Origin of the sequence: Mesorhizobium sp. L2C084A000 (genome assembly GCF_000502875.1) — a bacterium.
Taxonomy (GTDB): domain Bacteria; phylum Pseudomonadota; class Alphaproteobacteria; order Rhizobiales; family Rhizobiaceae; genus Mesorhizobium.
The window spans coordinates 32319-59000 of sequence record NZ_AYWX01000017.1 but is presented as its reverse complement, the minus strand read 5'-3'; the positions used below and the strand labels follow the sequence as shown (position 1 = coordinate 59000).

23 protein-coding genes are annotated in these 26682 nt (G+C 62.6%); 8 read left to right on the top strand and 15 right to left on the bottom strand.

Annotation, left to right across the window (positions count from 1 at the left end; all coding sequences use genetic code 11):
- Position 1: 1 nt before the first annotated feature.
- The 9 genes from X735_RS139525 to puuE all read right to left on the bottom strand — a co-directional run bounded on the left by X735_RS139525 (position 2) and on the right by puuE (position 9007).
- Positions 2–961: an ABC transporter permease gene (locus tag X735_RS139525; RefSeq protein ID WP_023813639.1), complete on the bottom strand. Its 960-nt coding sequence runs from the start codon at positions 959–961 to the stop codon at positions 2–4.
- Positions 962–977: 16 nt separating this feature from the next.
- Positions 978–2564 (bottom strand): ABC transporter substrate-binding protein, encoded by a 1587-nt coding sequence (locus X735_RS139530; protein ID WP_023813638.1) that lies wholly within the window; start codon positions 2562–2564, stop codon positions 978–980.
- A 154-nt stretch (positions 2565–2718) separates the two neighbouring features.
- A complete protein-coding gene (locus tag X735_RS139535) occupies positions 2719–4704 on the bottom strand; it encodes a CocE/NonD family hydrolase (protein ID WP_023813637.1) in 1986 nt (661 codons plus the stop codon).
- Between the two features lie 79 nt (positions 4705–4783).
- Positions 4784–5203 carry a type II toxin-antitoxin system MqsA family antitoxin gene (locus X735_RS139540; RefSeq protein WP_050592750.1) on the bottom strand — a complete coding sequence of 140 codons (420 nt, stop codon included), beginning with the start codon at positions 5201–5203 and terminating at the stop codon, positions 4784–4786.
- The gene (locus X735_RS139545; RefSeq protein WP_023813635.1) at positions 5200–5505 is read right to left on the bottom strand and encodes a type II toxin-antitoxin system MqsR family toxin; all 306 of its coding nucleotides are present in this window, start codon (positions 5503–5505) and stop codon (positions 5200–5202) included. Before X735_RS139545 ends, X735_RS139540 begins: the two co-directional genes overlap by 4 nt.
- Before the next feature lie 60 nt (positions 5506–5565).
- The gene (locus X735_RS139550; RefSeq protein ID WP_023813634.1) at positions 5566–6159 is read right to left on the bottom strand and encodes a nucleoside deaminase; all 594 of its coding nucleotides are present in this window, start codon (positions 6157–6159) and stop codon (positions 5566–5568) included.
- A gap of 67 nt (positions 6160–6226) precedes the next feature.
- Positions 6227–6718, bottom strand: coding sequence for an ureidoglycolate lyase (locus tag X735_RS139555; RefSeq protein WP_023813633.1), 492 nt, complete (start codon positions 6716–6718; stop codon positions 6227–6229).
- Positions 6715–7578 (bottom strand): bifunctional allantoicase/(S)-ureidoglycine aminohydrolase, encoded by an 864-nt coding sequence (locus tag X735_RS139560; protein WP_023813632.1) that lies wholly within the window; start codon positions 7576–7578, stop codon positions 6715–6717. Before X735_RS139560 ends, X735_RS139555 begins: the two co-directional genes overlap by 4 nt.
- Positions 7579–7588: 10 nt before the next feature.
- On the bottom strand, positions 7589–9007 hold the full coding sequence (gene puuE, locus X735_RS139565) for an allantoinase PuuE (protein WP_023813631.1): 1419 nt from the start codon (positions 9005–9007) through the stop codon (positions 7589–7591).
- 203 nt (positions 9008–9210) lie between these two features.
- On the opposite strand from puuE, the gene uraH reads away from it, so the two are divergent.
- The 4 genes from uraH (at position 9211) to xdhC (ending at position 14421) form a co-directional block, all read left to right on the top strand.
- Positions 9211–9585 carry a hydroxyisourate hydrolase gene (gene uraH, locus X735_RS139570; RefSeq protein WP_023813630.1) on the top strand — a complete coding sequence of 125 codons (375 nt, stop codon included), beginning with the start codon at positions 9211–9213 and terminating at the stop codon, positions 9583–9585.
- A gap of 3 nt (positions 9586–9588) precedes the next feature.
- Positions 9589–11070: a xanthine dehydrogenase small subunit gene (gene xdhA, locus X735_RS139575; RefSeq protein WP_023813629.1), complete on the top strand. Its 1482-nt coding sequence runs from the start codon at positions 9589–9591 to the stop codon at positions 11068–11070.
- Positions 11070–13421, top strand: a complete 2352-nt coding sequence (xdhB, locus tag X735_RS139580) for a xanthine dehydrogenase molybdopterin binding subunit (protein WP_023813628.1) — start codon at positions 11070–11072, stop codon at positions 13419–13421. Before xdhA ends, xdhB begins: the two co-directional genes overlap by 1 nt.
- Positions 13422–13482: 61 nt before the next feature.
- Positions 13483–14421, top strand: a complete 939-nt coding sequence (gene xdhC, locus X735_RS139585; protein ID WP_023813627.1) for a xanthine dehydrogenase accessory protein XdhC — start codon at positions 13483–13485, stop codon at positions 14419–14421.
- A gap of 19 nt (positions 14422–14440) precedes the next feature.
- Here xdhC and X735_RS139590 read toward each other — a convergent pair whose 3' ends face one another.
- From X735_RS139590 to X735_RS139600, 3 genes are all read right to left on the bottom strand, one after another.
- Complete coding sequence (locus X735_RS139590; RefSeq protein WP_023813626.1) at positions 14441–15694, bottom strand: LLM class flavin-dependent oxidoreductase; 1254 nt, start codon at positions 15692–15694, stop codon at positions 14441–14443.
- Entirely contained in the window at positions 15691–16707 is a 1017-nt protein-coding gene (locus tag X735_RS139595; protein ID WP_031213700.1) for an LLM class flavin-dependent oxidoreductase, read from the bottom strand. The genes X735_RS139590 and X735_RS139595 overlap by 4 nt, the downstream gene beginning before the upstream one ends.
- Positions 16708–16810: 103 nt before the next feature.
- Positions 16811–17731 (bottom strand): LysR family transcriptional regulator, encoded by a 921-nt coding sequence (locus X735_RS139600; RefSeq protein ID WP_023813624.1) that lies wholly within the window; start codon positions 17729–17731, stop codon positions 16811–16813.
- A 162-nt stretch (positions 17732–17893) separates the two neighbouring features.
- Here X735_RS139600 and X735_RS139605 point away from each other — a divergent pair, with 162 nt between their 5' ends.
- From X735_RS139605 to X735_RS139620, 4 genes are all read left to right on the top strand, one after another.
- A complete protein-coding gene (locus X735_RS139605; RefSeq protein WP_023813623.1) occupies positions 17894–19111 on the top strand; it encodes a urate hydroxylase PuuD in 1218 nt (405 codons plus the stop codon).
- A gap of 1 nt (position 19112) precedes the next feature.
- Positions 19113–20429: a guanine deaminase gene (gene guaD, locus X735_RS139610; protein ID WP_023813622.1), complete on the top strand. Its 1317-nt coding sequence runs from the start codon at positions 19113–19115 to the stop codon at positions 20427–20429.
- 220 nt (positions 20430–20649) lie between these two features.
- Positions 20650–21153, top strand: coding sequence for a heme-degrading domain-containing protein (locus X735_RS139615; protein ID WP_023813621.1), 504 nt, complete (start codon positions 20650–20652; stop codon positions 21151–21153).
- The gene (locus tag X735_RS139620; protein ID WP_023813620.1) at positions 21150–22415 is read left to right on the top strand and encodes a glycerate kinase; all 1266 of its coding nucleotides are present in this window, start codon (positions 21150–21152) and stop codon (positions 22413–22415) included. The genes X735_RS139615 and X735_RS139620 overlap by 4 nt, the downstream gene beginning before the upstream one ends.
- Before the next feature lie 63 nt (positions 22416–22478).
- Here X735_RS139620 and X735_RS139625 read toward each other — a convergent pair whose 3' ends face one another.
- The 3 genes from X735_RS139625 to X735_RS139635 all read right to left on the bottom strand — a co-directional run bounded on the left by X735_RS139625 (position 22479) and on the right by X735_RS139635 (position 26652).
- A complete protein-coding gene (locus X735_RS139625; protein ID WP_023813619.1) occupies positions 22479–23942 on the bottom strand; it encodes a UdgX family uracil-DNA binding protein in 1464 nt (487 codons plus the stop codon).
- A gap of 2 nt (positions 23943–23944) precedes the next feature.
- Positions 23945–25180: a putative DNA modification/repair radical SAM protein gene (locus X735_RS139630; RefSeq protein WP_023813618.1), complete on the bottom strand. Its 1236-nt coding sequence runs from the start codon at positions 25178–25180 to the stop codon at positions 23945–23947.
- A gap of 86 nt (positions 25181–25266) precedes the next feature.
- A complete protein-coding gene (locus X735_RS139635) occupies positions 25267–26652 on the bottom strand; it encodes a glutamine synthetase family protein (protein ID WP_031213699.1) in 1386 nt (461 codons plus the stop codon).
- Between the last annotated feature and the right edge of the window lie 30 nt (positions 26653–26682).

Here is a 26682-nt window from a genome sequence, read left to right as displayed (position 1 = left end):
CCTATTTCGGATGTCTGAGACGCGGATTGGCGACGATCGCCGCTATGTCCGCAATGATGTTCAGGCTGATATAGACGGCGGCGAAGATCAGGCCGACCGCCTGCACCACCGGAACGTCGCGTTTGGTGACATGGTCGACGAGATACTGCCCCATGCCCGGATAGACGAAGATCACCTCGACCACGACGACGCCGACGATCAGATAGGCGAGGTTGAGCATGACGACGTTGATGATCGGCGCGATGGCATTGGGGAAGGCGTGCTTGCGGATGACGTTGAAGGCCGACAGGCCTTTCAGTTCCGCCGTCTCGACATAGGCCGACTGCATGACATTGAGGATCGCCGCGCGTGTCATGCGCATCATGTGGGCGAGCACGACCAGCGTCAGCGCTGCCGCCGGCAGGGCGATCGCCTGCATGCGCTCGCCAAAAGGCATGCCGTCATAGACGGTCGAGATGCCGGGGAAGATTTGCCATTTCACGGCGAAGAAATAGACCAGCACGTAGCCGATGAAGAACTCGGGAAAGGAGGTCGAGGCCAGCGCCAGCCCGGAGATCAGCTTGTCGACCCAGCCATTGCGATAGCGTACCGCGATCAGGCCGAGGATGATCGCCAGCGGCACGGCGACGATCGCTGCCCAGAAGGCGAGGAACAGCGTGTTCCACAGCCGTCCCTTGATCGACGTGGCGATATCCTGCCCGCTCGACATGGCCGTGCCGAGATCGCCGGTCAGCACGCCGCCCAGCCAATGAAAATACCTGAGATAGGCTGGCTGGTTGAGCCCGAGTTGCTCGCGCAGATTGGCGAGCGACTCCGGTGTCGCCGATTGTCCGAGAATGGCTTGCGCGACGTCGCCGGGCAAGATCTGGGTGCCGGCGAAGATCAGGACCGAAACGGCCAACAAGAGGAGAATGCCCAGCGCAACGCGCTGGGCCACCAGTTTCAAGATGGGTGAGGACATATCCGCAAGGCCAAGCTCAGGCTTCGAGCCAGCACTTCGCCAGCGCGTAACCGTTCATCAGCTCCTGATGTGGATCGTCGACCCAGCCGTCGACCTTGGCGCCGGTAGCGTCGATGAACTGGTTGAACATCGGCAAGATCAGGCCACCTTCGTCGCGGACCAGGACAGCCATGTCATGGTACATCTGCTTGCGCTTGGTCTCGTCTAGCTCGGCGCGCGCGGCCAGCACCATTTTGTCGAAGTCCGGGCGCTTGAAACGCGTGTCGTTCCAGTCGGCGGTCGACAGATAAGCGGTGGAGTACATCTGGTCCTGGGTCGAGCGGCCACCCCAGTAGGAAGCGCAGAAGGGCTGCTTGTTCCAGACCTCGTTCCAATAGCCGTCACCGGGCTCACGCTTGAGCTCGATCTTGATGCCGGCCTTGGCAGCGCTCTGCTGGAAGAGCTGGGAAGCGTCGACGGCGCCCGGGAAAGCGACGTCCGAAGTCCGCAGCAGCACGGCGCCGTCATGGCCCGACTTCTTGAAGTGGAACTTGGCCTTGTCGGGATCGTACTTGCGCTGCTCGATATCAGTGAACAGCGGGTAGGAAGCGTTGATCGGGAAATCGTTGCCGATCGAACCGTAGCCACGCAGGATCTTGTCGAGCATTTCTTCGCGGTCGATGGCCAGCTTCAGGGCCATGCGCAGATCGTTGTTGTCGAAGGGGGCGGTGTTGCAATGCGCGATGAAGACATAGTGGCCAGGACCCGCATGGTTGCGGATGGTCACGCCAGGCAGGCGCTTGATCAGGTCGACGATCTTCGGCTCGACGCGGTTGATCATGTTGACCTGGCCGCCTTGCAGGGCGGCGGTGCGCGCCGTCGCATCGTTGATGACGATGATCTCGATCTGGTCGGCATGGCCCATCTTGTCGCCCTGCCAATAATTGGCGAAACGCTCGCCGCCATGGCGCACGCCGGGCTCATTGGTCGTGACCTTGTAAGGACCGGCCGAGATGCCTGCGTCGGCCTTGTCCTTGCCGCCATTCGGTTGGACGATCAGGTGATAGTCGCTGAGCAAATAGGGCAGATCGGCATTGGCTTCCTTCAGGGTCAGCACGACTTCCTTGCCGCTGGCCTTGATGGTCTCGATGCCCTTCATGTAGCCGAGCGCGCCGGATTTCGACTTCTCGTCGGAATGGCGCTCAAGTGTGGCGGCCACGTCCTCGGCGGTCACCGTCTTGCCGTTGTGGAATTCGACGCCGTCGCGGATCTTCAGCGTCCACACCTTGGCGTCGTCCGACGAGCCGATCTCCTCGGCGATGCGGTTCTCGAGCTTGCCTTCCGGCGAAAGCTCGACAATCAATTCGCCCCACATCTTGCCGAAGGCGAACGGCACCTGAGTCATGAACAGTGCCGGATCAAGGCTGTTGGTGGACTCGCCGCCGACAAGTCCGGCCTTCAGTGTGCCGCCCTTGACCGGACCTGCCGCGCGTGCAGCGCTTGAAAGCAGCGAATTAGCGAAGGGTGCGGAGATACCGAGCGCCGCCGCCCGGCCGAGAAAATCACGACGGCTCAGTTTGCCCGACGCGACACGCCGGCTAAGAAATTCCAGTTCGTTCGACATTTTGAGTTCCTCACTCTGTTGGTTCGACTCTGCGGTCGTTTTTCTTGTTTCTTGTGAGGAGAATAATGACCGCAAGGGAAAGCGGTAAGCAAGACCGAATGCGACATGCCGTGGCGTAAATCGTACGTCGCAATTGGACCAATGAAATCGGCGCTCAAAGAAGCGCGCGCGGCACCTTCTCCTCGAAATTGCGCTCGAAGACGAGCGTTTCGTCCTCATAGGCCTCGATTCTGGCGCTGACGATGAAGTTTTGCGCGTCCGATCGCATTTCGGCTGTCGTTTCGGTGCGTACCGACCATCCGTTTCGCGACAGGGTCTGTGTCCAGTGCGTCTTGCCCGAGGCCGACAGCGGATCGTCGGGATTGATCGTCCAGGTCTCGCGGGCAATGCTGCCATTGGCAAGACCGTGATCGAGATCGCGGACCTCACCGAAATCATCAATGATGAAAAGCGCCACGATTCCCGTCTTTTCGTCACGATCGATATGGCGCTCGGAATTGCTGGCGCGGATCGTCTCCGTTGCCCAGGGAGTGGCACCTTCCGGTTCGGCGAACGCCGCTTCGTCGTCTGTCGCCAGCGGCCGCAGCGGCAAGCGGAGCGTCGCCGCCGACAAGGTCAGCCGGACCGGCTCCGGCGACGGCCAGATGGCAGGCCAATAGGCGTTCGAAACGGCAACACGCAGGTGGTGGCCGGGCGGAACGCGATAGCCGCATTGATCGAGCACGACGCGCACGAACACGGTTTCGCCCGGCACCAGCGCCTCGGGAAATTCATGCGAATTGCGATGCGTCAGATTGAGCACGCCATAGGAAATCAGTTCCGAGGCGCCATCGGGATGCACGTCACAGAGTCGGATCGCAATGTTGGCCTGCGGACGGTCGGAGGACAGCCGCAATTCGACTTCCGGGGCGCCGACGATGTCGATGGCCTGACTGAGTTCCGGCTGGTCGAAACACACCGACAGCGCATCGTCGGGGCGCTGATCGCCTGGCAGTTCGGGGCCGAAGGTGAAGGGAAAATACTCGCCGCCAGCCAAGCCGCAGCTTTGCGGCGAGGCAACGATGGCGGGTTTTTCCGTTGCGGGGATCAGATCGACCGCCTGCGTCTTGATGGTTGGCGAGGGCCATTGCTGCTCGGCAATCCAGCGGCCGGGACGCTCGGGGTGCCAGCGCGCCGGACGCACGCTGTCCATGACATAGGCGCGGTAGGCCGGGTCGGACTCGACACCGGTTTCGACACTCTTGAGCCAGCGGTCCCACCAGCGCAAGGCCTCCTGCAGGAAGCCGATGGCGGGTTTTGGTCCTGCGTAATGCGGGTATTTATGGATCCATGGCCCGATAATGCCCTTGACCGGGGCTTCGATGTTGCTGGCCAGATGCGAGACCGTGTTCCGGTAGCCGTCATGCCAGCCGCCGATCGACAGAACCGCGGCTTTGACGGCGGAAAAATCCTCACAGATCGAGCCGCGCTTCCAGTAGGCATCACGGTGCTGGTGCTTCAGCCACAGCGGCGCCAGGAAGGATTGGTTCTCCAGCCGGGTCAGCCACAGATCGCGCCATCTGTTGTCGCCGGCCAGCAGCGGGTCCGGCGGCCGCGATGAGTAGGACAGCATGGTCGAGGCCCAGCCGAAGTTCTCGATCAGCAGGCAGCCGCCCTTGTAGTGAATGTCGTCGGCGTAGCGGTCGACGGTCGAGCACAAGCTGATCACCGCTTTGAGCGCCGGCGGCTGCTTGGCCGCCACCTGCAGGCAGTTGAAGCCGCCCCAGGAAATGCCCATCATGCCGACATTGCCGTTGCACCAGGGCTGGCTTGCCGCCCAGGCGATGATGTCGCAGGCGTCCTGCAATTCCTGCTCGGAATATTCGTCGTCCATCAGCCCTTCGGAATCGCCATTGCCGCGCATATCGACCCGGATCGAGGCGTAGCCGTGGCCGGCGAAATAGGGATGCGTCAGCTGATCGCGAAAGATGGTGCCGTCGCGCTTGCGGTAGGGCAGATGCTCCAGGATCGCCGGCACTGGATCGTCGCCGGCATCCTCCGGCATCCAGACCCGCGCCGACAGCCGGCAGCCATCCGGCATGACGATGCCCATATCCGGGAACTCGACGACCTTGCGGGGAAATTCGGTGACTGTTTTCATGGCCCGCATAACGCCCCGCGGCGCGACGACTTTCAATCACCATTCGCGACTGGAGCAGCGAAAAATGCGACCTGTGCCGCTACCGCAATTCATCCAGCAGTTCGGGATGTTTTTCCAGCAGCGTCATCAATTGAATGGTCGGGCCACTCGGCTCGATCAGGCCCCTTTCATACTTGTCGAAAGCATTCTCGCCGACCTTGAACAGGGATCCTGCCTCGCGCTGCGACAGATTGAGCTTTGTGCGCATGCGGCGGATGGTTGCCGGGGCCGGCACGCCATCGATCCTCTCCTTGAGGGCGCGTAGTGCGGCATCGACGGCAGCCATGTCGCCTCCGATATGCACACCCTCGTCACCGGATGCTGGATAGTAACCCGGAAGGTCGACAATTATGCTCTCGCCCTTGTACGCCACTGTGAATGGACGCACGTCACGCGTGAGCGTTTCCCCGGTTTCGGGGGAAATCATGGTCCGATTTTCTTCTCTTGTCGCCATGGTCATTTCTCCTTGAACGACATGACCGTGAACTCGGTCACGACATCCGCTTGGAATTTCACGTAGAGGATCAGGTCGCCCACCGGCACGTGATAGGCATCCTGCCAGACCCGGTGATCCGCAAAGGTCGTCATGGATTTCACGAACATTTTCCTCGTCATGCCGCCGATTACCTCGACGACGCCGGCACGGTCGAAGCCAAGGCCTGTGGCATCCCGCAGAGCGGACGTCGTGATCGCCAGCGTATCGACAGACCCGAACGTCGTCTTGATGGCATCAAGATCGTAGGTGGGCCTTCGTTTCTCCATGACGCAATATGCCACCATAAAGGTGGCAATTCAAGGGTGCCCCCCGGTAGGCCGAGAGCCCTAATTCAGCGGGATGTCGTTATCGTCCTTGTTCGCCTGATAGACGCCGGACAGATCATCGTAGCGCGCCGAAATCGCGCCGATGCGTATTTCCAGCCGTTGCCGCTCTACCTCGGGCAACGCTCGCACCAGCATGCGGATAGAAAAGCTCTTCCAGTAGGCATTCTCGGCATTGTAGCCGCCGGGGTCGAGGGTGAAGACCTCTTTCAGGATCTTCAGATCGTGCGGGATGGCAAAACTGTCGCGCGAATCCTCGTGGCTGAACAGATAGTAGAAATTGTCGAAGCCAGTCCAGGTGATCGCCGACAGGCAGAGCGAGCAGGGCTCATGCGTGGCGATGAAGATCGCGTCTTTCGGATCGACGCGCCCCGCCTTCGGCATTTCGTAGAAACGTTTCAGGCAGTGCACCTCGCCGTGCCAGAGCGGGTTTTCCCTCTCGTTGTTGGTCTCGGCCAGCACCAGCGAACGGTCGTCCTTGCGCAGGATCGCCGCGCCGAACAGCTTGTTGCCATGGACAACACCGTCGGCCGTCTTCGGCACGATGTCGTGTTCGATCACGTCGAGCAGGCGGTCGATCAAAGAAATGTCGGTCATTTCAGGCTCTCCTGCTGCATGTCGCCCAAAAGTGCCCCGGTTTTGGGGTAACGACATGCACAAAAAATTAAGGGAGATGGATCTCGTAAGCATGCGAGAAATGGAATTCTTCGAGGTTGGAGCCGTCGCCGCCACGGTCGACAATCAGGAAATCCTGCGCCTCGCCAAGCGGCGTCAACACGCCGTGCCAGAGATTACGGGAATAGTTGATGCCTTGTCCGGGTGCGGTGATGAAGGCACGCGGCTCATCAGGCCCTTGCTCGCCATCATGGCAGACGACGACCAGGAATGGGCGCGGCGACAGCGGGATGAAGGCCTGGCTGCCGAAGGGGTGGCGCTCGACCATGCTCAGCTTCAGCGGCAATTCGTAGGGCGTGCCGCGCACCATCGAGATCAGCACGCGGGCGTTTGGTCCGGTCGCCTCGGCGGTCGCCAGATCGTGGTAGCGCTCGGCCCTGCCGCCATTGATCGGGTAGTGGTTGTCGCCGCCCATATCGATGACGTCGCCGAACGGAGCAAAGCTCTCGCGGGTCAGTGGCCGCGCAATGATCCGCGTCACCGCGTCCGCCCGGGGACACTGGCGCCGCCGAGTTTGGCGTGCCGGTTGACGTCCTTGTAGAGCAGATAGCGGAATTTGCCCGGGCCGCCCGCATAGCAGGCCTGCGGGCAGAAGGCGCGCAGCCACATATAGTCGCCGGCCTCGACCTCGACCCAGTCCTGGTTGAGGCGATAGACCGCTTTGCCTTCCAGCACGTAGAGCCCATGCTCCATGACATGGGTCTCGGCGAAGGGAATGACCGCGCCGGGTTCCAGCGTGACGATGGTCATGTGCATGTCGTGGCGCAAATCGGCCGGATCGACGAACCGCGTCGTCGCCCAGCGGCCTTCGGTGCCGGGCATAGGCGTTGGCGCGATCTCCTGCTCGTTGGTGAAGAAGGCTTCCGGCACATCAAGACCGTCGACCACATCGTAAGCCTTGCGAATCCAGTGGAAGCGCACGTCGGCCTTGCTTTCGTTGCGAACCGTCCAGCCGCTGGCCGGCGGCAGGAAGGCAAAGCCGCCGGGCCGCAAGACATACTTCTTGCCGGCAAGCAGAACCGTCAACTCGCCCTCGACCACGAACAGGGCGCCCTCGGCGCCGGCATCGGGTTCCGGCCGCTCGCTGCCGCCGCTCGGCGCGACCTCGACAATGTATTGCGAGAACGTCTCGGCAAAACCGGATAGCGGTCGCGACAAGATCCAGGCGCGGGTCTTGTCCCAGAACGGCAACGCACTGGTCACGATGTCCTGCATCACACCCCGGGGAATGACGGCATAGGCCTCGGTGAAGACGGCGCGGCCGGTCAGAAGCTCGCTCTGGCCGGGGTGGCCGCCATGTGGTGCGTAATAGGTTCGCTCGGGCATCCTGATCGTATCCATGGGTTCAAACCTATTGCGGAAGCATGTCCTTGAGGCGGAGCAGCGCGATGCGCTCGACCTGTTTGCAGGCGGTTTCGAATTCGACGCCGCGGCTGTTGCCGATGCGCGCCTCGAATTCCGCCAGAATCTCTTGCCTCGTCTTGCCCTTCACCGCGATGATGAAGGGGAAACCGAAAGTGGTGACGTAGGCGGCGTTGAGCTTGGAAAACAGTTCGCGCTCCTTGTCGGTCAGCGCGTCGAGGCCGGCCGAAGCCTGTTCCCTGGTCGATTCCGCCGTCAGCCGTTTGGCCTTGGCAAGTTTGCCGGCAAGGTCGGGATGAGCGTTGAGCACGGAAAGCCGCTCGGTTTCGCTGGCGGACCGGAAGACACGGCAAAGCGCATTGTGCAGGCCGCCTGAAGTGTCATGCGCCGGGCCCAGTTCCAGTTCGTAGGCGCGTTCGGCGATCCAGGGCGAATGCTCGAACACGCCGCCGAAAGTGTGGACGAAGGTCTCGAATTCCATCTTCGAGGGGCGGAGTGCCGCCGGTTGATAAGGATTGACCTCTTGCCAGTGGCGGGCGATGTCGATGCGCCGCGCCAGCCAGACCCTGTCGTGCGACTTCACATAGTCGACGAAGCGCTTCAGCGCCGCCACCCGGCCCGGCCGCCCGACGAGGCGGCAGTGCAGGCCGATGTTCATCATGCGTGGCCGGCCTGCCTTGCCCTCGGCATAGAGCGTGTCGAAGCTGTCCTTCAAATAGGCAAAGAACTGGTCGCCGGAGTTGAAGCCCTGCGGCGTTGCGAACCGCATGTCGTTGGCGTCGAGCGTATAGGGAATGATGAGCTGCGCGCCGCCATCATGCTCGAACCAGTAGGGCAGCTCGTCGTCATAGGTGTCCGACACATAGTCGAAACCGCCTTCTTCCGCCACAATCCGCACTGTGTTGATCGATGTGCGACCCGTATACCAGCCGGTCGGGCGCGCGCCGGTCACTTCGTAGTGCAGCTTGATCGCCGCCTCGAGGTCGCGGCGCTCATCCTCGGCGCTGTGGTCGCGGTAGTCGATCCATCTCAACCCGTGCGAGGCGATCTCCCAGCCGGCTTCCTGCATGGCCGTGACTTGATCCGGCGAACGGGCGAGCGCGGTGGCGACGCCATAGCAGGTGATCGGCACCTCGGCCTCGCTGAACAGCCGCAGCAACCGCCAGAAACCGGCGCGGGCACCGTATTCGTAGATGGATTCCATGTTCCAGTGGCGCTGGCCCACCCAGGGTGCCGCGCCGACGATTTCCGACAGGAAGGCTTCGGACGCCTTGTCGCCATGCAGCACGCAGTTCTCGCCGCCTTCCTCGTAGTTGACGACGAACTGCACGGCGACATGCGCGCCGCCAGGCCATTTCGGGTCCGGCGGATTGACTCCGTAGCCGCGCATGTCTCTGCTGTAACGCATCGTCCCTCCCGCCGGGCATGGCCCGAAGTATGATCAGAATATCGAAAGGGTGCTTCTCGCATTCCCCCGAAAATTTTTGAAAGTGTTTTTGTCGCACTCCGCTCGACCGGGACTTATGCATCGCCTTTAATTGGCGCACAATTCACTGTTGATACTTGATCGTACCGGGCCAATTCGCTCGTACCGGAAATGGGAGGCGGCCAATGGCAGAAACGTCGAATGCCGATGGCGGGCGTCTGACGACCCACGTCCTCGACACGGCGACAGGCAAGCCGGCGGCGGGATTGTCGATCGCGCTTTATCACCTCGAGGGCAAGGCGCGGACACATTTGAAGACCGTTGTCACCAATGCCGACGGCCGTTGTGACAAGCCGCTGCTCGCCGGCGCGGAGTTCCGCCCCGGAGAATACGAACTGGTCTTCGCCGCAGGCGACTATTTGCGCCAGCAGGGGTCGAGCCTGCCGAACCCCGCCTTTCTCGATGTGATACCGATCCGCTTCGGCATGGCCGAACCGCTGCACTACCATGTGCCGCTGCTCGTCTCGCCCTATGGCTATTCGACCTACAGGGGGAGCTGAGGCATGGCCAAAATTAGCATCCGCAATGAAATCCGCTTCATCCTCAACGGCAGGGACGTCGCGCTTTCGTCGGTGGCACCCGACGCGACCCTGCTCGACTGGCTGCGGCTCGACCGGTCGCTGCGCGGCACCAAGGAAGGCTGCGCCGAGGGCGATTGCGGCGCCTGCACCGTGTTGGTCGGCAAGCTCTCGGCCGGCGGGCTGGTCTATGAAAGCGTCAATGCCTGCATCCGTTTCCTCGGCTCGTTGGACGCCACCCATGTCGTGACCGTCGAGCATCTGCGCGGCGTATCAGGCCAACTGCATCCGGTGCAGCAGGCGATGGTCGATTTCCACGGCTCGCAATGCGGCTTCTGCACACCGGGCTTCGTCATGTCGCTCTATGGCCTGTGGATGAAGTCGTCGAATCCCTCGAACGCGGATATCGAAAAGGCCTTGCAAGGCAATCTCTGCCGCTGCACCGGCTACGAGGCGATCATGCGCGCTGCGCATGCCATCTCCAGCTACGGCAAGGCGGTAAAGGATCCGCTGGCCACGGAGCGCAAGGCGATCACCGCGAGGCTCGAGGCCATGCATGACGGCGCCCGGATTGAGATCGGTTCGGCCAAGACGCGGCTGGTCGTGCCGGCCGATGTCGATGATTTCGCCGCCGTGCTGGACAAGGAACCCGGCGCCACCATCGTTGCCGGCTCGACCGATGTCGGCCTCTGGGTGACCAAGCACATGCGCGATATTTCGCCGGCCATTTTCATCGGCAATCTCGACGGACTTTGCACCATCTCGGAAGACAACGGCATCATTTCGATCGGCGCGGGCGTCACCTACACTGATGCCTTCGCGATATTGGCGAAGCGTATCCCGGCGCTGGGGCCGTTGTTCGATCGCATCGGCGGCGAACAGGTGCGCAACATGGGGACCATCGGCGGCAATATCGCCAACGGCTCGCCGATCGGCGACACGCCGCCGCCCTTGATCGCTCTTGGCGCAAGTCTCACCCTGCGCAAGGGCAAGAAGCGGCGCTCGATTCCACTGGAAACCTTCTTCATTGCCTATGGCAAACAGGACCGGCAGCCGGGCGAATTCGTCGAGGCCGTGCACGTTCCGGTTCCGGTCAAGGGCACGAAATTCGCCGTCCACAAAATCACCAAGCGCCGCGATGAGGACATCACCGCGGCCCTCGGCGCCTTCTTCCTGACGCTGGCCAGCGATGGCACGGTCGCGGAGGTGCGCATTGCCTATGGCGGCATGGCGGCGACGCCGAAGCGGGCGTCTTCTGTCGAAAAAGCGCTGCTCGGCAAGCCATGGACGGAGACCACGGTTGACGCGGCGATGGTCGAATATGCCAGGGATTTCACCCCGCTCACCGACATGCGGGCCTCGGCCGAGTATCGTGCGCTCGCGGCGCGCAATCTCTTGCTGCGCTTCTTCGCCGAGACCAGCGGTACCAGGGAGCCGATCCAGGTTTCGAGGCACGAGGCGGCATGATGAACAAGCACGCTCCCCCCAATCTGAAGGCTGAAAAGATCGCCGGCGGCGTTGCCACCGATCAACGCCATGACTCCGCCCACAAGCATGTCAGCGGCACGGCCGTCTATATCGACGACATGCCGGAACCGGCCGGCACGCTGCATGGCTGCCTCGGGCTTTCTGCCGCCACGCATGCCACGATTACCAGCATGGATCTCTCGGCGGTGCGTACAGCGCCCGGTGTTGTCGACGTGCTGACGGCCAAGGATGTGCCGGGCGAGAACGACATTTCGCCGACAGGCCGCCACGACGAGCCGGTGCTGGCCGACGGCAAGGTGCAATTCTATGGCCAGCCAATCTTTTGCGTCATTGCGCAGACGCGCGAGCAGGCGCGTCGCGCCACCAGATTGGCCAAGGTCGAATACAAGGAATTGCCCTTCGTCACCGACATTGGCGCGCTCGATCCGAAGAAGGACAAGGTCGTCACGCCGCCACTGACGCTGAAGCGCGGCGATGCCGCTACAGCGATCCGTCAGGCGCCGCGCCGGCTAAAGGGAAAAATGCGCATCGGCGGCCAGGAACACTTCTATCTCGAAGGCCATATCGCCATGGCCATTCCGGGCGAGGATCAGGACGTCACCATCTATTCCTCGACCCAGCATCCGAGCGAAGTCCAGCACATGGTGAGCCATGCACTCGGCGTGCCGAGCAATGCCATCACGGTGGAGATCCGCCGGATGGGCGGCGGCTTCGGCGGCAAGGAGACGCAAGGCAACCAGTTTGCCGCATTGGCGGCGATCGCCGCGAAGAAACACCATCGCGCCGTGAAGATCCGGCCCGACCGCGACGACGACATGATCGCCACCGGCAAGCGTCACGATTTCCTCGTCGACTACGAAGTCGGCTTCGATGACGAGGGCAACATCCTCGGCGTCGATTTCATGTTCGCGGCGCGCTGCGGTTTTTCGTCGGACCTTTCCGGCCCGGTGACCGATCGCGCACTGTTCCACTGCGACAACACCTATTTCTGGCCGGCGGTGCATGCGCAATCGGCGCCGCTCTACACCAACACCGTGTCGAACACCGCCTTTCGTGGTTTCGGCGGCCCGCAAGGCATGGTCGGCGCCGAGCGCGTCATCGACGAGGTGGCCTTCGCCGTCGGCAAGGATCCACTCGAAATCCGCAAGAAGAATTTTTATGGTACGTCAGACCGCAACATCACGCCCTACCACCAGACGGTCGAGGATAACATCATCCAGCGCATCGTCGCCGAGCTCGAGCAAAGCGCCAGCTATGCGCGGCGCCGGCGTGAGATATCGGCCTTCAACGCCAACAGCCGTTTCATCAAGCGCGGCCTGGCGCTGACGCCGGTCAAGTTCGGCATCTCGTTCACCGCCACGCATTATAACCAGGCCGGCGCGCTGGTGCATGTCTATACCGACGGTTCGGTGCATCTGAACCATGGCGGCACCGAGATGGGGCAGGGCCTCTACGTCAAGGTTGCGCAAGTGGTGGCGGAAGAGTTCCAGATCGACCTCGACCAGGTCAAGATCACCGCGACCACGACCGGCAAGGTGCCGAACACTTCGGCCACGGCAGCGTCGTCCGGCTCCGATCTCAACGGCATGGCGGCGCAAAATGGCGCTCGCCAGATCAAGGACCGGCTGATCGATTTCGCCGCTGAAAAATATCAGGTGCCGCGCGATCAGGTGCTGTTCCTGCCCAACCGGGTGCGCATCGGCAACCAGGAAATCGCCTTCGCCGACCTCATCAAGCAGGCCTATATGGCTCGCATCCAGCTGTCGGCGGCGGGTTTCTACAAGACGCCGAAAATCCACTGGAACCGCGACAAGGGCGAGGGCCGCCCCTTCTATTATTTCGCCTATGGCGCGTCGTGCTCGGAGGTCTCGGTCGACACGCTGACCGGCGAATACATGGTCGAGCGCACCGATATTCTGCATGACTGCGGCCGATCTCTGAATAGCGCCATCGACATCGGCCAGATCGAGGGCGGCTTCATCCAAGGCATGGGCTGGCTGACGACGGAAGAACTGTGGTGGGACGCCAAGGGCCGGCTGCGCACGCACGCGCCATCGACCTACAAGATCCCGCTCGCCTCCGACCGGCCGAAGATATTCAACATCACCTTGGCCGACTGGCCGGAAGCGAGCGAGCCGACCATCCACCGCTCCAAGGCAGTCGGCGAGCCGCCGTTCCCGCTCGGCATGTCGGTGCTGCACGCCCTGTCGGATGCAGTGGCCAGCGTCGCCGACCACAAGATCTGTCCGCGCCTCGATGCTCCTGCAACGCCGGAGCGGGTGCTGATGGCGATCGAGAGGCTGAAGAAAGAGACGAAGGCCGGCGCCTGAATCTGGCAGAATGTGCAATCTGGGCCGAAAAACCTATATTTCCCATTCGGGAATGTGAACCATGAACTCGAAAGTGCAAAGCCTGAAAGCCTTTCTCACCAGCGCCGGCCAGGTTGCCCTGGTCGAAGTGACCGGAACAAAAGGCTCGACGCCACGCGAGAAGGGCGCCTTCATGCTCGTCTCGCAGGCGGCGATCTTTGGCACCATCGGCGGCGGTCAACTCGAATACATGGCGATCGACAAAGCCCGGCAGATGCTTTTCTCCCCCTCAAGGGGGGAGAGAACCCGCGCCGATCCGATCTTACCCGGCGGCTTCGCCGCCACCCTCCCCTCAAGGGGCAGGGAAAGCCGCGCGACCCTCGATGTGCCGCTAGGCCCGGAAATCGGCCAATGCTGCGGCGGGCGCGTCGAAGTGCTGATCCGGCTCGTCGATGCAGCCCTTGCCGCCGATCTGGTTGCGGCTGCGGAAGCCGAGGAGGCGCACCTGCCGCGTGTCTACATCTTCGGCGGCGGCCATGTCGGCCAGGCGCTGGCGTCGACGATCGCACTTCTTCCCGTGCACGGCATCGTCATTGAGACGCGGGCCGAAGCACTGGAAGGCATGCCGGAATCCGTCGAGACCAGGCTGACAGCTATGCCGGAAGCGATGGTGCGAAACGCTCCCGCTGGCGCCGCCTTCGCCATCCTGACCCACGATCATGCGCTGGATTTCCTGATCGTCGCCGAGGCGCTGAAACGCGGCGATGCCGCCTATGTCGGCATGATCGGGTCCAAGACCAAGAAAGCGACGTTCAAGAACTGGTTCCTGAAATCGGCGGACGGCAGCGAGGCGGAATTTGCCCGCCTCGTCTCGCCGATCGGCGGCGCTGCCGTCAAGGACAAGCGCCCGCAAGTCATTGCAGCGCTCGCGGCCGCCGAAATCATGACGGCGCTGGTCATGCACGCCACAGCATCAAATGCCGACCATCAGGTCCCGCACGACAAGGTGATGGTCGGCTAAGCTTGCGCCTCAACGCATCTCATGCCGGCCGCTTCAAGCCCAGATGCTCGCGCAAGGTGCGGCCTTCATAGTCCCTGCGGAACAGGCCGCGCCGCTGCAGTTCCGGCACGACCAGCGTCGCAAAGGCATCAAGTTCGCCGGGGAAATATGACGGCATGACGTTAAAACCGTCGGCCGCGCCACCCTCGAACCGAGCCTGCAGTTCGTCGGCGACTTGGGCCGCAGTGCCGACGATGCGCCAATGGCCACGCGCGCCGGCGAAATGCCGGGCAAGCTGGCGGATGGAGAGGCCGTCGCGGCGCGATTGCTCGATGACCAGCGCCTGCCGGCTTTTCATCCCCTCGCTCTCCGGCAGATCCGGCAGCGGCCCGTCGATCGGGTAGCGCCACAGATCGGAGATGCTGAGATAGCTGGACAGAAGCGCAACGCCGACGTCGTCGGGTATCAGGTCCTGCAATTCCTCGTATTTCTCGCGGGCCTCAGCCTCGGTTTCCGCCACCACTGGCGCGACGCCCGGCATGATCTTGATGTCGTCCGGCTCACGCCCATAAGCGGCCATACGCCCCTTGAGATCGTCGTAGAAGGCCTTCCCTTCCTCGAAGGTCTGCGCCGCCGTGAACACCACATCGGCGGTGCGGGCGGCAAGGTCGCGGCCGACATCCGAGGCGCCGGCCTGGACCATCACCGGCGCGCCCTGCGGCGAACGCGGCAGATCGAGCGGGTCGCGAACCGAAAAGCTCTGGCCGTCGTGGCCGGAGGCGCCGAGCTTGCCGTTCCAGAGCCCGGTGACGACTTCGGCGAATTCACGCGCGCGCTCATAGCGATCGGCATGGGGCTTGAGGCCGGTCGAGCCGAAATTGGCGGCCTCGATGGGGCTGGCCGAGGTGACCAGGTTCCAGCCGGCGCGACCGCCGCTCAGATGGTCGAGCGACAGGAAGGTTCGTGCCAGCCCATAGGGCTCGTTGTAGCTTGTCGAAGCGGTGGAGACGAGACCGATGCGGCTGGTCTGGACGGCAAGCGCCGACAGCAGGCTGATCGGTTCGAAACCGATCGAACGCGAGGTCTGGCTGGCGATGCCGACATTGGCCTCACGCAGGCCGGCGGCGTCCTCGCAGAACACCATGTCGAACTTAGCCGCTTCCGCCGCGCGGGCCAGCTGGATGTAATGGTCGATGTCGATGCCGGCCCTCACATGCGCTTGTGGGTGGCGCCAAGCGGCAATGTGGTGGCCTGTCGCCCAAAGGAAGGCGCCGAGCTTCATCTGGCGGGTCATTGATCACCTCCGCCGGTGAGTCCGAGATGCGAGCGCAACGTTGCGCCGCGATAGCTCTCTCGAAACAGGCCGCGCCGCCTCATCTCCGGCAAAACCAGATCGACGAGATCCTCGAGCGCGGAGAGTTGTGCCGGCATCTGGATGTTGAACCCGTCGCAGCTTTTCGCCCGGAAACCTTTTTCCATGCTGTCGGCAATGGTCGGCTTGGCGGTACCATCGGCGACGAGCGAGATATTCGTCAGAAGCCTCACAGCATTAGGCTCGCGTCCGCAGGTGGCAACGCGGCGCTTCAGCTCCTCATAACGCGCTTTCGCGCCATCGATCGGTCCGTCGTCCAGCAGGATGACATCGGCGGTGCGGGCGGCAATATCCAGGTCTGATACCGACAGGCCCGACAAGACGAGCACCGGTGTGTCCTGCGGCGACCGCGCGATGTTCAGCGGTCCGCGCACGGAGAAGAACTCGCCCTTGTGGTCGAGCAGGTGCATCTTTCCGGGGTCATGGAAGCGGCCTCCGGTTTGGTCGAACAGCAGCGCGTCCGCATCCCAGCCCTGCCACAGACCTTGCACGATGCCGATATATTCCTCACTGCGACGGCGGAAATCGTCAGGCGAAAATCCTTCGGGCCGGCTGAAATTGGCTGCTTCCCGTGGCGCCTGCGCCATGGTCGCGTTCCAGCCACTGCGGCCATGGCTGATGATGTCGAGCGAAGCGAAACGGCGCGCCAGATTGTAGGGTTGGTGGTCAATTGTCGAGGCAGCGGCAACCAGGCCGATCCTGCTTGTGACAGTTGCCAATGCGGCCAGCAAAGTGGTCGCTTCGAAGGGCATCGGACTGTTCGCGGCACCGCCGCCGGAAGCCGGCGCTGAATCGGCAAGCAGCACCATGTCCAGGCCCGCCGCTTCGGCCTTTTGCACTAAACCGGCCAGGCGGCTGAATTCCCGCCCCGGTGATGGATCGGTGGTTCCCGGAAACAGCGAAACGGCAAGATGCATTGTGGCGCCGTTGTCCATCGATGGTCCCTGCAAGACGAAATACCACCTGAACTATGTTCGCCACATCCAGGGATGGCAACCGCTGGCGCTGGGCCAAGCGCCGGTCACGTGCCGGCCAGCATTATTTCCCAGCCAGCAGATCGTTGATCAGCCGCTGGCAGCGCTCGGCCATGAAGTCGAGCAGCAGCCGCACCTTGGGGTCCTGCAGCTTCTTGTGCGGATAGACGGCGGCGAACTGCACCGGCGTCGGCGGCGTGCTGTTTAGGATCACTCTCAGCCGCTGGTCGCGGATGAACGGCTCGACCTCGAAGCGCGGCTTGTTGATGATGCCGCGCCCCGAAAGCGCCCAGCCGGTCAGCACGTCGCCATCGTCGGTGTCGTAGGGCCCGTGCACTTCGAATTTCTGCGGGCCTGTGGGGGTCTGCAGCGTCCACACATATTCGCGCGCGCCGGAATAACGCAGCATCAGGCAGTCGTGCTTCTTGCCGATCAGTTCCTGCGGCTCGATCGGTTCGCCGCGCGCCTCGAGATATTTCGGCGCGGCCACCAGCACGCGCTCGCATTCCATGATGCCGCGCATCCTGAGGCTGGAATCTTCGATGATGCCAAGCCGGAAGGCGACATCGATGCCTTCCTTCATGATGTCGACATTGTGGTCCGAAAGCCTCAGCCTCACCTCGATGTCTGGGTATTTATCGTGAAAATCGGGAATGCCCGAGGCCACCAACCGACGGCCGAGGCCCAAGGGGGCGGTGACGCGGATGGTCCCGCGCGGCTGACCGGAAAGCGCCGAGACCGCGGCTTCCGCTTCGGTGATCGCCTCCAGCACCTGCTTTGCGCCCCCGTAAAAAACCGTGCCGTGCTCGGTCGGCATCAATTGCCGGGTGGTGCGGTTGAACAGACGCACGCCCAGGTGCTTCTCCAACTCCTTGATGCGGTTGGAGGCGACCGCCGGCGAAATCCGCATGTCGCGCCCGGCCGCCGACAGATTGCCGAGTTCGACCACGCGAACGAAGACGGCAATGTTGTCGAGATAGGCCATGCGGTTTAGTGGCTTTCCTGAGGCCGCCTTCGGGCGGCTCCCATCCTGCTGCGTGTGACTACCCTAGTATTTTCCATTTTTTTTTGAAAGTCATCGTGCACCTCGCCTCTTTCCGTTTGCGCTCCAACCCGTAAAGTCGCCCAATCGGCAGGGACGATTTCAATGATGGATTTCGCGATTTTCTGGGACTGGCTGAGTTTTGCCGTGCGCTGGCTGCACGTCATCACCGGCATCGCCTGGATCGGCTCGTCCTTCTACTTCGTCGCGCTCGACCTCGGCCTGCGCCAGCGTCCGGGCATGCCTGCAGGCGCCTTCGGCGAGGAATGGCAGGTGCATGGCGGCGGCTTCTACCACATCCAGAAGTATCTGGTGGCACCAGCCGAAATGCCGGAACACCTGACCTGGTTCAAGTGGGAATCCTACGCCACCTGGCTGTCCGGCTTCGCCATGCTGTGCGTCGTCTATTATGCCGGAGCCGATCTGTTCCTGATCGATCCGAACGTGCTCCCGATGTCGGTGCCTACAGGTATCCTGCTGTCGCTGGCGACGATCGGCGTCGGCTGGGTGGTCTATGATCTTCTGTGCCGCTCGCCGCTGGGAAAAAGCGATACCGGCTTGATGCTGGTGCTCTACTGTGTGCTGGTATTCATCGCCTGGGGGCTGACGCACCTGTTCACCGGCCGCGCCGCATTCCTGCATCTGGGCGCCATCACCGCCACGATCATGTCGGCCAACGTCTTCATGGTCATCATCCCCAACCAGAAGATCGTCGTCGCCGACCTCATCGCCGGCCGCAACCCCGACCCGAAATACGGCAAGATTGCCAAGCAGCGCTCCCTGCACAACAATTATCTGACGCTGCCGGTGCTGTTCCTGATGTTGTCGAACCATTATCCGCTGGCGTTCGGTACTGAGTTCAACTGGGTCATCGCCTCGCTGGTGTTCATCATCGGCGTGCTGATCCGGCACTATTTCAACTCGATCCATGCCCGCAAAGGCAATCCGACCTGGACCTGGATGGCGGCACTCGTCCTGTTCATCGTCATCATCTGGCTGTCGACCGCGCCGAAGGTGCTGACCGGCGAGCCCAAGGAATCGGCGTCGGCGCAAATCTATGTCGCTTCAGCGCATTTCCCGGCCGTGCACGACACCGTGCTCGGCCGCTGCTCGATGTGCCACGCGGCGGAGCCGGTCTATGAGGGCATCTATCATGCGCCCAAGGGCGTGATGCTCGACACCGATGCGGATATCGCCAACCACGCCCGCGAGATCTATCTGCAGGCCGGTCGCAGCCACGCCATGCCGCCCGCCAACGTCAGCCAGATTACCGACAAGGAAAGGGCACTGCTGGTGGCCTGGTTCGAAGGCGCAGGGAGATAGCATGAACTCGACACTTCTGCGCGGCCGCACGCTGTCCTTCGTGCGCTGGCCGCAGACCATCGACGATCATTCCGCCTGGCGTTACGAGGAGGATGGCGGCCTGCTGATCCGCGACGGCCGGATCGTCGCTGCGGGCACCTATGCCGATGTTGAAAAGCAGGCCGGCGAGACGGCGAAGAAAATCGACCACCGGCCGCATCTGCTGCTGCCCGGCTTTATAGATGCCCATGTGCATTTTCCGCAGATGCAGGTCATCGCCTCCTATGGCGCAGAACTGCTCGACTGGTTGAAAACCTACACTTTTCCGGAGGAAACGAAGTTCGCCAACGCCCAGCACGGCCGCCGCATCGCGCGGCTGTTCCTCGACGAAATGGTGCGCCACGGTACAACGACGGTCGCCGCCTACTGCTCGGTGCACAAGGCTTCAGCCGAAGCCTTTTTCGCCGAGTCGCATGACCGCAACATGCTCAACATTGCCGGCAAGGTGATGATGGATCGCAATGCGCCCGACGGCGTGCTCGACACACCGCAATCGGGTTACGACGACACGAAGGCGCTGATCAAGGAATGGCATGGCAAGGGACGGCAGCTTTATGCCATCACGCCGCGCTTCGCCATCACCTCGTCGCCGGAGCAGATGGAGATGGCCGGGACGCTGTGCCGCGAACATCCCGACCTGCACATGCAGACGCATCTGTCGGAAAACCACGCCGAAATCGGTTTCACGCAGGAACTCTACCCGTGGTCGCGCGACTATACCGACGTTTACGAGCACTACGGGCTGTTGGGCAAAAAGAGCCTGTTCGGGCACTGCATCCATCTCTCGGAGCGCGAAGCGGATGCGCTTTCCGACAGTGGCTCGGTGGCGGTGTTCTGCCCGACCTCCAACCTGTTCCTCGGTTCCGGCCTGTTCGACTACCAGCGCTTCCGGCGCCGCGGCAAGCCGGTCCGGATCGCAGCTGCCACCGATGTCGGCGGCGGCACCAACTACTCCATGCTGCGCACCATGGACGAGGGCTACAAGGTGATCGCGCTGAACGGCGAGAAGCTCAACCCGCTCCAGTCCTTCTGGCAGATGACGCGCGGCAATGCCGAGGCACTGTCGGTGGCGGACAAGATCGGCACGCTGGATGAAGGCAGCGATGCCGACATCGTCGTGCTCGACGCCGGGGCGACACCGGCGATGCGGCTCAGAATGGAGACCGTCGAGACGCTGGCGCAGGAACTGTTTCTCCTGCAAACGCTGGGTGACGACCGCACTGTCCGCGAAGTCTATGTGGCGGGGCGGCCAGCGAAGAGCGATATGATCGCGGGGTAAGACCCCCTCACCCGGATTGCCAACTGAATTGCGGAGGGCAATTCGGGGCAATCCGACCTCTCCCCGAGGGGAGAGGAGATCGCCAGCGTCGACGCTTTCCTCTTCTCCCCACCGGGGAGAAGGTGGCCGCGAAGCGGCCGGATGAGGGGGCCGCTCCACGGAAGCTTGACCGAGCGAAGCTTGTCGTACACACGACGTGTGACGATTTCGGAGAAAGAAAATGGCCGTTGCTGACGACATCGCTCTGATCAAGAGACAGGAAGAGACCCTTGTCTTCGCCACCTTCGACGAGGCCGTCGCTTTCAAAGTCGGCTCCGCCATTCGCGATCGTGCAATTGCCGAGAAACTGCCCATCATAGTCGACATCAGGCTGTGGGACCGGCCGCTGTTCTATGTCGCGCTGCCGGGCTCGAATGCTTCCAATCCCGACTGGGCGCGACGCAAGACCAATGTGGTCAAGCGGTTCCTGAGAAGCACCTATCGTATGGTGTTGGAACAGCAGCGCCCGGACCGCAGCTTCAAGATCGGCGAAGGGCTGGATATTGCCGACTACGTGCTGGCCGGCGGTGGCTTTCCGGTGACCGTCAAGGGCGCCGGCGTCATCGGGGTGATCGCCGTCTCCGGACTGCCGGAGCGCGAGGATCACGGCGTCGTCGTCGATGCGCTGTGCGATCATTTGGGCGTCGACAAGCGCGGCCTGGCATTGCCTCGGGACGCCGAATGACCGTGCTCAATCCCAAGGCCTTCCTGACCTCCATCTTCAACGCCGCCGTTGCCGCCGCCGATCCGGAACGAACCATCCGGGATCATCTGCCGGCCAAGCCAAAGGGCCGTACCATCGTCATCGGCGCGGGCAAAGGCTCGGCGCAGATGGCGGCAGCGTTCGAGAAAGTGTGGGCCGGCCCGATCGAAGGGCTGGTCGTCACCCGCTATGGCTATGGCGCGACCTGCGAGCGCATCGAGATCATCGAGGCGGCTCATCCGGTGCCGGACGCTGCCGGTCTGGAAGCCTCGCGGCGCCTGCTCGCCAAGGTCCAGGGGCTGACTGAGGATGACCTAGTGGTGGCGCTGATTTCCGGCGGCGGATCGGCGCTGTTGCCGTCGCCCGCCGGCGGCTTGACGCTGGCCGACGAGATCGCCGTCAATGAGGCGCTGCTCGCCTCGGGTGCGCCGATCGCGGCGATGAACACCATCCGCAAGCACCTTTCCACCATCAAGGGCGGCAGGCTGGCAGCGGCCGCATGGCCGGCCAGGGTGGTGTCGCTGATCGTCTCCGATATTCCCGGCGACAATCCGGCAATGGTCGCCTCCGGCCCAACCGTACCGGATACAGGCAGCCGCGCAGACGCGCTGGCCTCGATATCGGCCTATGGCATGAAACTGCCGGCCTCGGTGATGGCGCATATCAATTCGCCGGCCGCCGATGCGCCAAGCCCGGATGACGAGCGCTTTTCGCGCAACGAGGTGCATTTGATCGCTTCGGCCGGGGTGTCGCTCGAAGCGGCTGTTGCGGAAGCGAAACGGCAAGGCGTTGAAGCCATCATCCTCTCCGATGCGATCGAGGGCGAAGCGCGCGAAGTCGGCGGCGTCCATGCCGCGATCGCGCGCGAAGTGGCGACGCGCAACCGGCCATTTCAAAAGCCGGTGCTGATCCTGTCGGGCGGCGAGACAACCGTGACGCTGCGCGCAAAAGGCAAGGGCGGCCGCAATTCGGAATTCCTGCTGGCCTTCGCCATCGGCATCAATGGCGTCGACGGCATTCACGCGCTGGCCGCCGACACCGACGGCATCGACGGTTCGGAAGACAATGCCGGCGCCTTCGCCGATGGCTCGACCGTATCGCGCATGCGCGCAGCCGGGGTGGACGCCAAGGCTATGCTTGCCGGCAACAATGCCTGGACGGCCTTCAACGCGGTTGGCGATCTTTTCGTACCCGGCCCGACCGGTACGAATGTCAACGATCTCAGGGCAATTCTGATCAGGTAGCTGAAGCAATTCCAGGAAGTGTGAAGCGGTTTTCCGTCTGGAATCGCGCAAAAACAAAACTGATCAGGCGGCCATCAGCCGCTTCACCAGCTTCATATCCTGCAGGAACCGTTCGCGTTCGGCTTCCTTGTCCGCCCGATCGTGGATGCGCAGGATGAAGGAGGGATGGATGGTGATGAACACGCGCAATCCGTCCTCGCGCTCGATCACTTGTCCGCGCATCTTTGTCACCGGGATCGCCTCGCCGAGCAGCGACATCGCCGCTGTCGCGCCGAGTGCCACGGCGAGGTTAGGCTTGATCAGCTCGAATTCTTGGTCGATCCACCAGCGGCAGGCCTGAATCTCACCGGAATTCGGCTTGGAGTGGATGCGGCGCTTGCCGCGCGGCTCGAACTTGAAGTGCTTGACTGCGTTGGTGACATAGACCTTTTGCCGATCGACACCGGCATCGTCCAGGATCGCATCGAACACCTTGCCGGCCGGACCAACGAAAGGTTTGCCGGCGAGATCCTCCTGATCCCCCGGCTGTTCGCCGACGAAGATCACTTTGGCATTGTCGGGGCCCTCACCGAAGACGGTCTGCGTCGCGTCGCGCCAAAGCGGGCAGCGACGGCAGCCTTTCGCTACCTCACGCAACTCGGAAATCGTGCTTGCGGCATCGTCCTCCGCCGTCTCGGCAGGCTGTTGCTTCGGCCAATGCCGTGCCTGCACCTTTGCGTGGTGCGGCGCGGGTGTTGTCGGCATCTTCGCAATCATGTCCTTGGCGGCCTTGTCCGCTCCTGCGATCATGTCTGGAATGAGCGAGGCCTCGGGAAGGTTCCGCCAATATTTCTTTGGCATCTCCCTTTGCATCGCCTTCACCTTCAGCCGCGCCGGGTTGAAGATGTTCTCGAAATAAGTCCGCCAGAGCGCCTCGGTGTCGTCTTGATCAGGCGCATCGCCCTTGGCAGCACCCGGCCCCATCGCCAGCCTTTCGCCATCCCAATCGGCGGAGGCATAGGGCGTCAGGATCGTCCAGCGCATGCCGGTGAAACGCCTGACGAAGAAATCGGCGTTGCGCTCGACGATGAAATGATCCGGCTCGAACCAGGCGACATAGCGCTCATCGGCACCGTCGCCGATTTTTCGGAAGCGCACGAAGGCGTGCATCTTGTGGCTGTCGCGCCGCACCGCCTTTTCCATGGTCTCAAGCCGCCTGGTGTCGGGATCCGACGCGATTTCCAGCAGTTTAGGCTCGTCGCGCAATCGCCAAAGCACTCTGTAGAGAAAGGCAAACCGGCCGGAATCGGAATGGCAGAACGCCGTTTCGGCATGCCCGATGAAGTCGCGCGGCACGACGAGCTGCGCGCCCGCAGGCACTTCAGGCAATTCTGCCTGATCAGAGCCCGGCGCGACATGCCAGCCGACGTCCTCGGGCCTGACCTCATTCAGGGCGAGCCGCCGTGCCGCGTCACGCCAGCCGGCAAAATCCGTCTCGCTGTCGAGCCGAACTCTGTATCTGGCGAGATCGAGTTGCGCCGGCCGCATGATCAAAACAACGATAATTGTTCGCAGGAGTAGGCGATCCTGTCGCGCAGGCCGGCCTTGTCGGTCAGCGCACCAGGTGACCAGCCTTCGGCGATGATGAAGGGCCTGAGCTTGGCGACCGACTGGCAGATCCGTCCGACGTCCTCGAGCCGCATGCGCCGGTGCCGGCGCGTCTCCAAAATCTTCGCCACCACCTTGGTGCCGAGACCCGGCACCCGCAGCAGCGCTTCGCGGTCGGCGCGGTTGATGTCGACCGGAAACTGTCCCCGGTTGCGCAGCGCCCAGGCGAGCTTCGGGTCTATGGCGAGATCGAGCATGCCGTCGCTGCTCCCGGCAAGGATTTCCGGCTGTGAAAACCCATAGAACCGCATCAGCCAGTCGGCCTGATAGAGCCGGTGCTCGCGCATCAGCGGTGGTTTCAGCAAGGGCAGCGACGATGACGAATCCGGAATGGGGCTGAAAGCCGAGTAATAGACGCGCCGCAGATGATAGCTGCCATAGAGCCGCGCGCTGGTGTGAAGGATGCCGTCGTCGGATGTCTTGTCGGCGCCGATGATCATCTGCGTCGACTGACCGCCCGGCACAAAGCGTTCGCGCTTCTTGGTCTTCAAAGTCGGCTCAGCCTTCTCCTCCATCTTCTGGCGCAGCCTGGCCATGGAAAGCCGGATTGTCTCCGGCTTCTTCTCGGGCGCCAGCCGCTTCACGCCCTCATCGGTCGGCAGTTCAACGTTGATCGACAGCCGGTCGGCATAAAGCCCTGCCTTCTCGACCAGTTCCGCCGAACTTTCCGGGATCGTCTTCAGATGGATGTAGCCGGAGAACTTCTCCTCCAAGCGCAGCCGGCGTGCCACCTCGACCATCTCGCCCATGGTCTCGTCCGGTGAGCGGACGACGCCGGAGGACAGGAACAGGCCTTCGATATAGTTGCGCCTGTAGAAATCCATGGTCAGTTTCACCACCTCTTCGATGGTGAAACGGGCGCGCCGCACATTGGACGACGAGCGGTTGATGCAATAGCTGCAATCGTAGATGCAGAAATTGGTCAGCAGGATCTTGAGAAGGGAAATGCAGCGGCCATCCGGCGCGTAGGAATGACAGATGCCCATGCCTTCGGTGGAGCCGATGCCGCCGGATTTCAAGGAATCCTTTTTTGCAGCACCGGAAGAGGCGCAGGAGGCATCGTATTTGGCGGCGTCGGAGAGGATCGCCAGCTTTTCACGGACGGTAAGTGCGCTCATATGTTCATGATACGTTCTGAACAGGAGATCCGCTACCTCATTTGATGGAGGCGGCGAAAAAGTGATCGCCGCCCATCATGAATCCATCAAACCTCGTGCAGATAGAGGTGGTAATCCAGTTCGCTGACCGTGCGTGCCACCCGCAGATACTCGGACTGTTTGATCGCCACGAAGGTCCGGTGCAGGTCCTCGCCGAGCGCGTTCTTCAGGAAGCTGGACGTCCGCGCCGCTTCGATCGCGGCGCGCCAGTCGACAGGCATGGTCGTGCGCGTGACCGCTGCCTCATAGCCGTTGCCGGTCGTTTCGGGGCCCGGATCGAGGCCTTCATCCATGCCCTTGATGATGCCGGCGAGCACGGTCGCGGCGATCAGATAAGGGTTGGCGTCGACGCCGGACGGGCGGTGCTCGATGCGCCGGTTCTTCGCGTCGCCTGCCGGCACGCGTAGCGCCACCGAGCGGTTGTTGACGCCCCAGGTCGGCGCCACCGGCGCATAGGATTGCGAGACGAAACGCCGCCAGGAATTGGCGTGCGGCGCAAACACCAGCATCGATTCCGCCATCGTCTGGATGAGGCCACCAAGCCCCTGCAGCAGCGGCAGCGACCAGCTCTCGCCACCGGCTTCGGCAAAGACGTTTCTTCCGGCCTTGTCCTGCAGCGAGACGTGGAAATGCATGCCCGAGCCGGCATATTTCTCAATCGGCTTGGCCATGAAACAGGCGGTAACGCCATGGCGGCGCGCCTGCGCCCGCACCAGCCGCTTCAGCATGACCAGGTCGTCGGCCGCCCGCATCACGTCCTTGCGGTAGTTCAGCGTCAATTCGTACTGGCCGGGCGCATATTCGGAAATCACCGTCTCGGCCGGAATGCCTTGCGCCTTGGCCGCCGCATAGATGTCGGAAAACAGCGGCTCCATGCCGTGCAGATGATCGACGGAATAGACTTCGGTCTTGCCCGAGACGCGGCCATCGAGAACCGCGCGCGCCGGCTGCACCTTGCCGTCGGCGTCGCGCTCATTGGCCAGCAGGAAGAATTCGAGCTCGAAGGCGCCGGCCGGATAGAGACCCTTGGCCGCCAGGATGTCGACTTGCCGCGCCAGCGCCAGCCGGGGGTCCGACGACATCGGCCGGCCGTCGAGCATGTACATCGCCATCAGCAACTGGCCGCGCGGCGGGCTCGTGCCGTAGAGCGGCACCAGCGTGCCGGGGATCGGCCAGGCGCGTAGGTCGCCGTCGCCGGTAGTCCAGATCAGCCCGGTCTCGTGCACATCCTCGCCGGTGATGTCGAGGCCGAGGATCGAGATCGGCATATGGCGGCCGCCCTCGAAGATGCTTTTCAGCTCATGCCGGCGCACGATCTTGCCACGGCCGACGCCATTGGCGTCGGTCAGCACGATATCGAAGGCTTCGATCTCGGGATGGGCGTCGAGAAAGGCTTGCGCCTCGGCTGACGTCGAGCCCGAAGGTGAGGTCATCATGGCATTGGGGTGGACCATCGCCGCTTG

Bases quoted from the DNA above. Each gene is read 5' to 3' on its own strand.
- X735_RS139595 (WP_031213700.1), bottom strand. From the start codon at position 16,707: ATGGACAACGGCGCCACAATGCATCTTGCCGTTTCGCTGTTTCCGGGA.
- xdhA (WP_023813629.1), top strand. From the start codon at position 9,589: ATGGCCAAAATTAGCATCCGCAATGAAATCCGCTTCATCCTCAACGGC.
- X735_RS139615 (WP_023813621.1), top strand. From the start codon at position 20,650: ATGGCCGTTGCTGACGACATCGCTCTGATCAAGAGACAGGAAGAGACC.
- X735_RS139560 (WP_023813632.1), bottom strand. From the start codon at position 7,578: ATGGATACGATCAGGATGCCCGAGCGAACCTATTACGCACCACATGGC.
- X735_RS139525 (WP_023813639.1), bottom strand. From the start codon at position 961: ATGTCCTCACCCATCTTGAAACTGGTGGCCCAGCGCGTTGCGCTGGGC.
- puuE (WP_023813631.1), bottom strand. From the start codon at position 9,007: ATGCGTTACAGCAGAGACATGCGCGGCTACGGAGTCAATCCGCCGGAC.
- xdhB (WP_023813628.1), top strand. From the start codon at position 11,070: ATGAACAAGCACGCTCCCCCCAATCTGAAGGCTGAAAAGATCGCCGGC.
- xdhC (WP_023813627.1), top strand. From the start codon at position 13,483: ATGAACTCGAAAGTGCAAAGCCTGAAAGCCTTTCTCACCAGCGCCGGC.
- guaD (WP_023813622.1), top strand. From the start codon at position 19,113: ATGAACTCGACACTTCTGCGCGGCCGCACGCTGTCCTTCGTGCGCTGG.
- X735_RS139620 (WP_023813620.1), top strand. From the start codon at position 21,150: ATGACCGTGCTCAATCCCAAGGCCTTCCTGACCTCCATCTTCAACGCC.
- X735_RS139630 (WP_023813618.1), bottom strand. From the start codon at position 25,180: ATGAGCGCACTTACCGTCCGTGAAAAGCTGGCGATCCTCTCCGACGCC.
- X735_RS139590 (WP_023813626.1), bottom strand. From the start codon at position 15,694: ATGACCCGCCAGATGAAGCTCGGCGCCTTCCTTTGGGCGACAGGCCAC.
- X735_RS139605 (WP_023813623.1), top strand. From the start codon at position 17,894: ATGATGGATTTCGCGATTTTCTGGGACTGGCTGAGTTTTGCCGTGCGC.
- uraH (WP_023813630.1), top strand. From the start codon at position 9,211: ATGGCAGAAACGTCGAATGCCGATGGCGGGCGTCTGACGACCCACGTC.
- X735_RS139550 (WP_023813634.1), bottom strand. From the start codon at position 6,159: ATGACCGACATTTCTTTGATCGACCGCCTGCTCGACGTGATCGAACAC.
- X735_RS139600 (WP_023813624.1), bottom strand. From the start codon at position 17,731: ATGGCCTATCTCGACAACATTGCCGTCTTCGTTCGCGTGGTCGAACTC.
- X735_RS139635 (WP_031213699.1), bottom strand. From the start codon at position 26,652: ATGACCTCACCTTCGGGCTCGACGTCAGCCGAGGCGCAAGCCTTTCTC.
- X735_RS139535 (WP_023813637.1), bottom strand. From the start codon at position 4,704: ATGAAAACAGTCACCGAATTTCCCCGCAAGGTCGTCGAGTTCCCGGAT.
- X735_RS139545 (WP_023813635.1), bottom strand. From the start codon at position 5,505: ATGGAGAAACGAAGGCCCACCTACGATCTTGATGCCATCAAGACGACG.
- X735_RS139530 (WP_023813638.1), bottom strand. From the start codon at position 2,564: ATGTCGAACGAACTGGAATTTCTTAGCCGGCGTGTCGCGTCGGGCAAA.
- X735_RS139625 (WP_023813619.1), bottom strand. From the start codon at position 23,942: ATGCGGCCGGCGCAACTCGATCTCGCCAGATACAGAGTTCGGCTCGAC.
- X735_RS139540 (WP_050592750.1), bottom strand. From the start codon at position 5,203: ATGACCATGGCGACAAGAGAAGAAAATCGGACCATGATTTCCCCCGAA.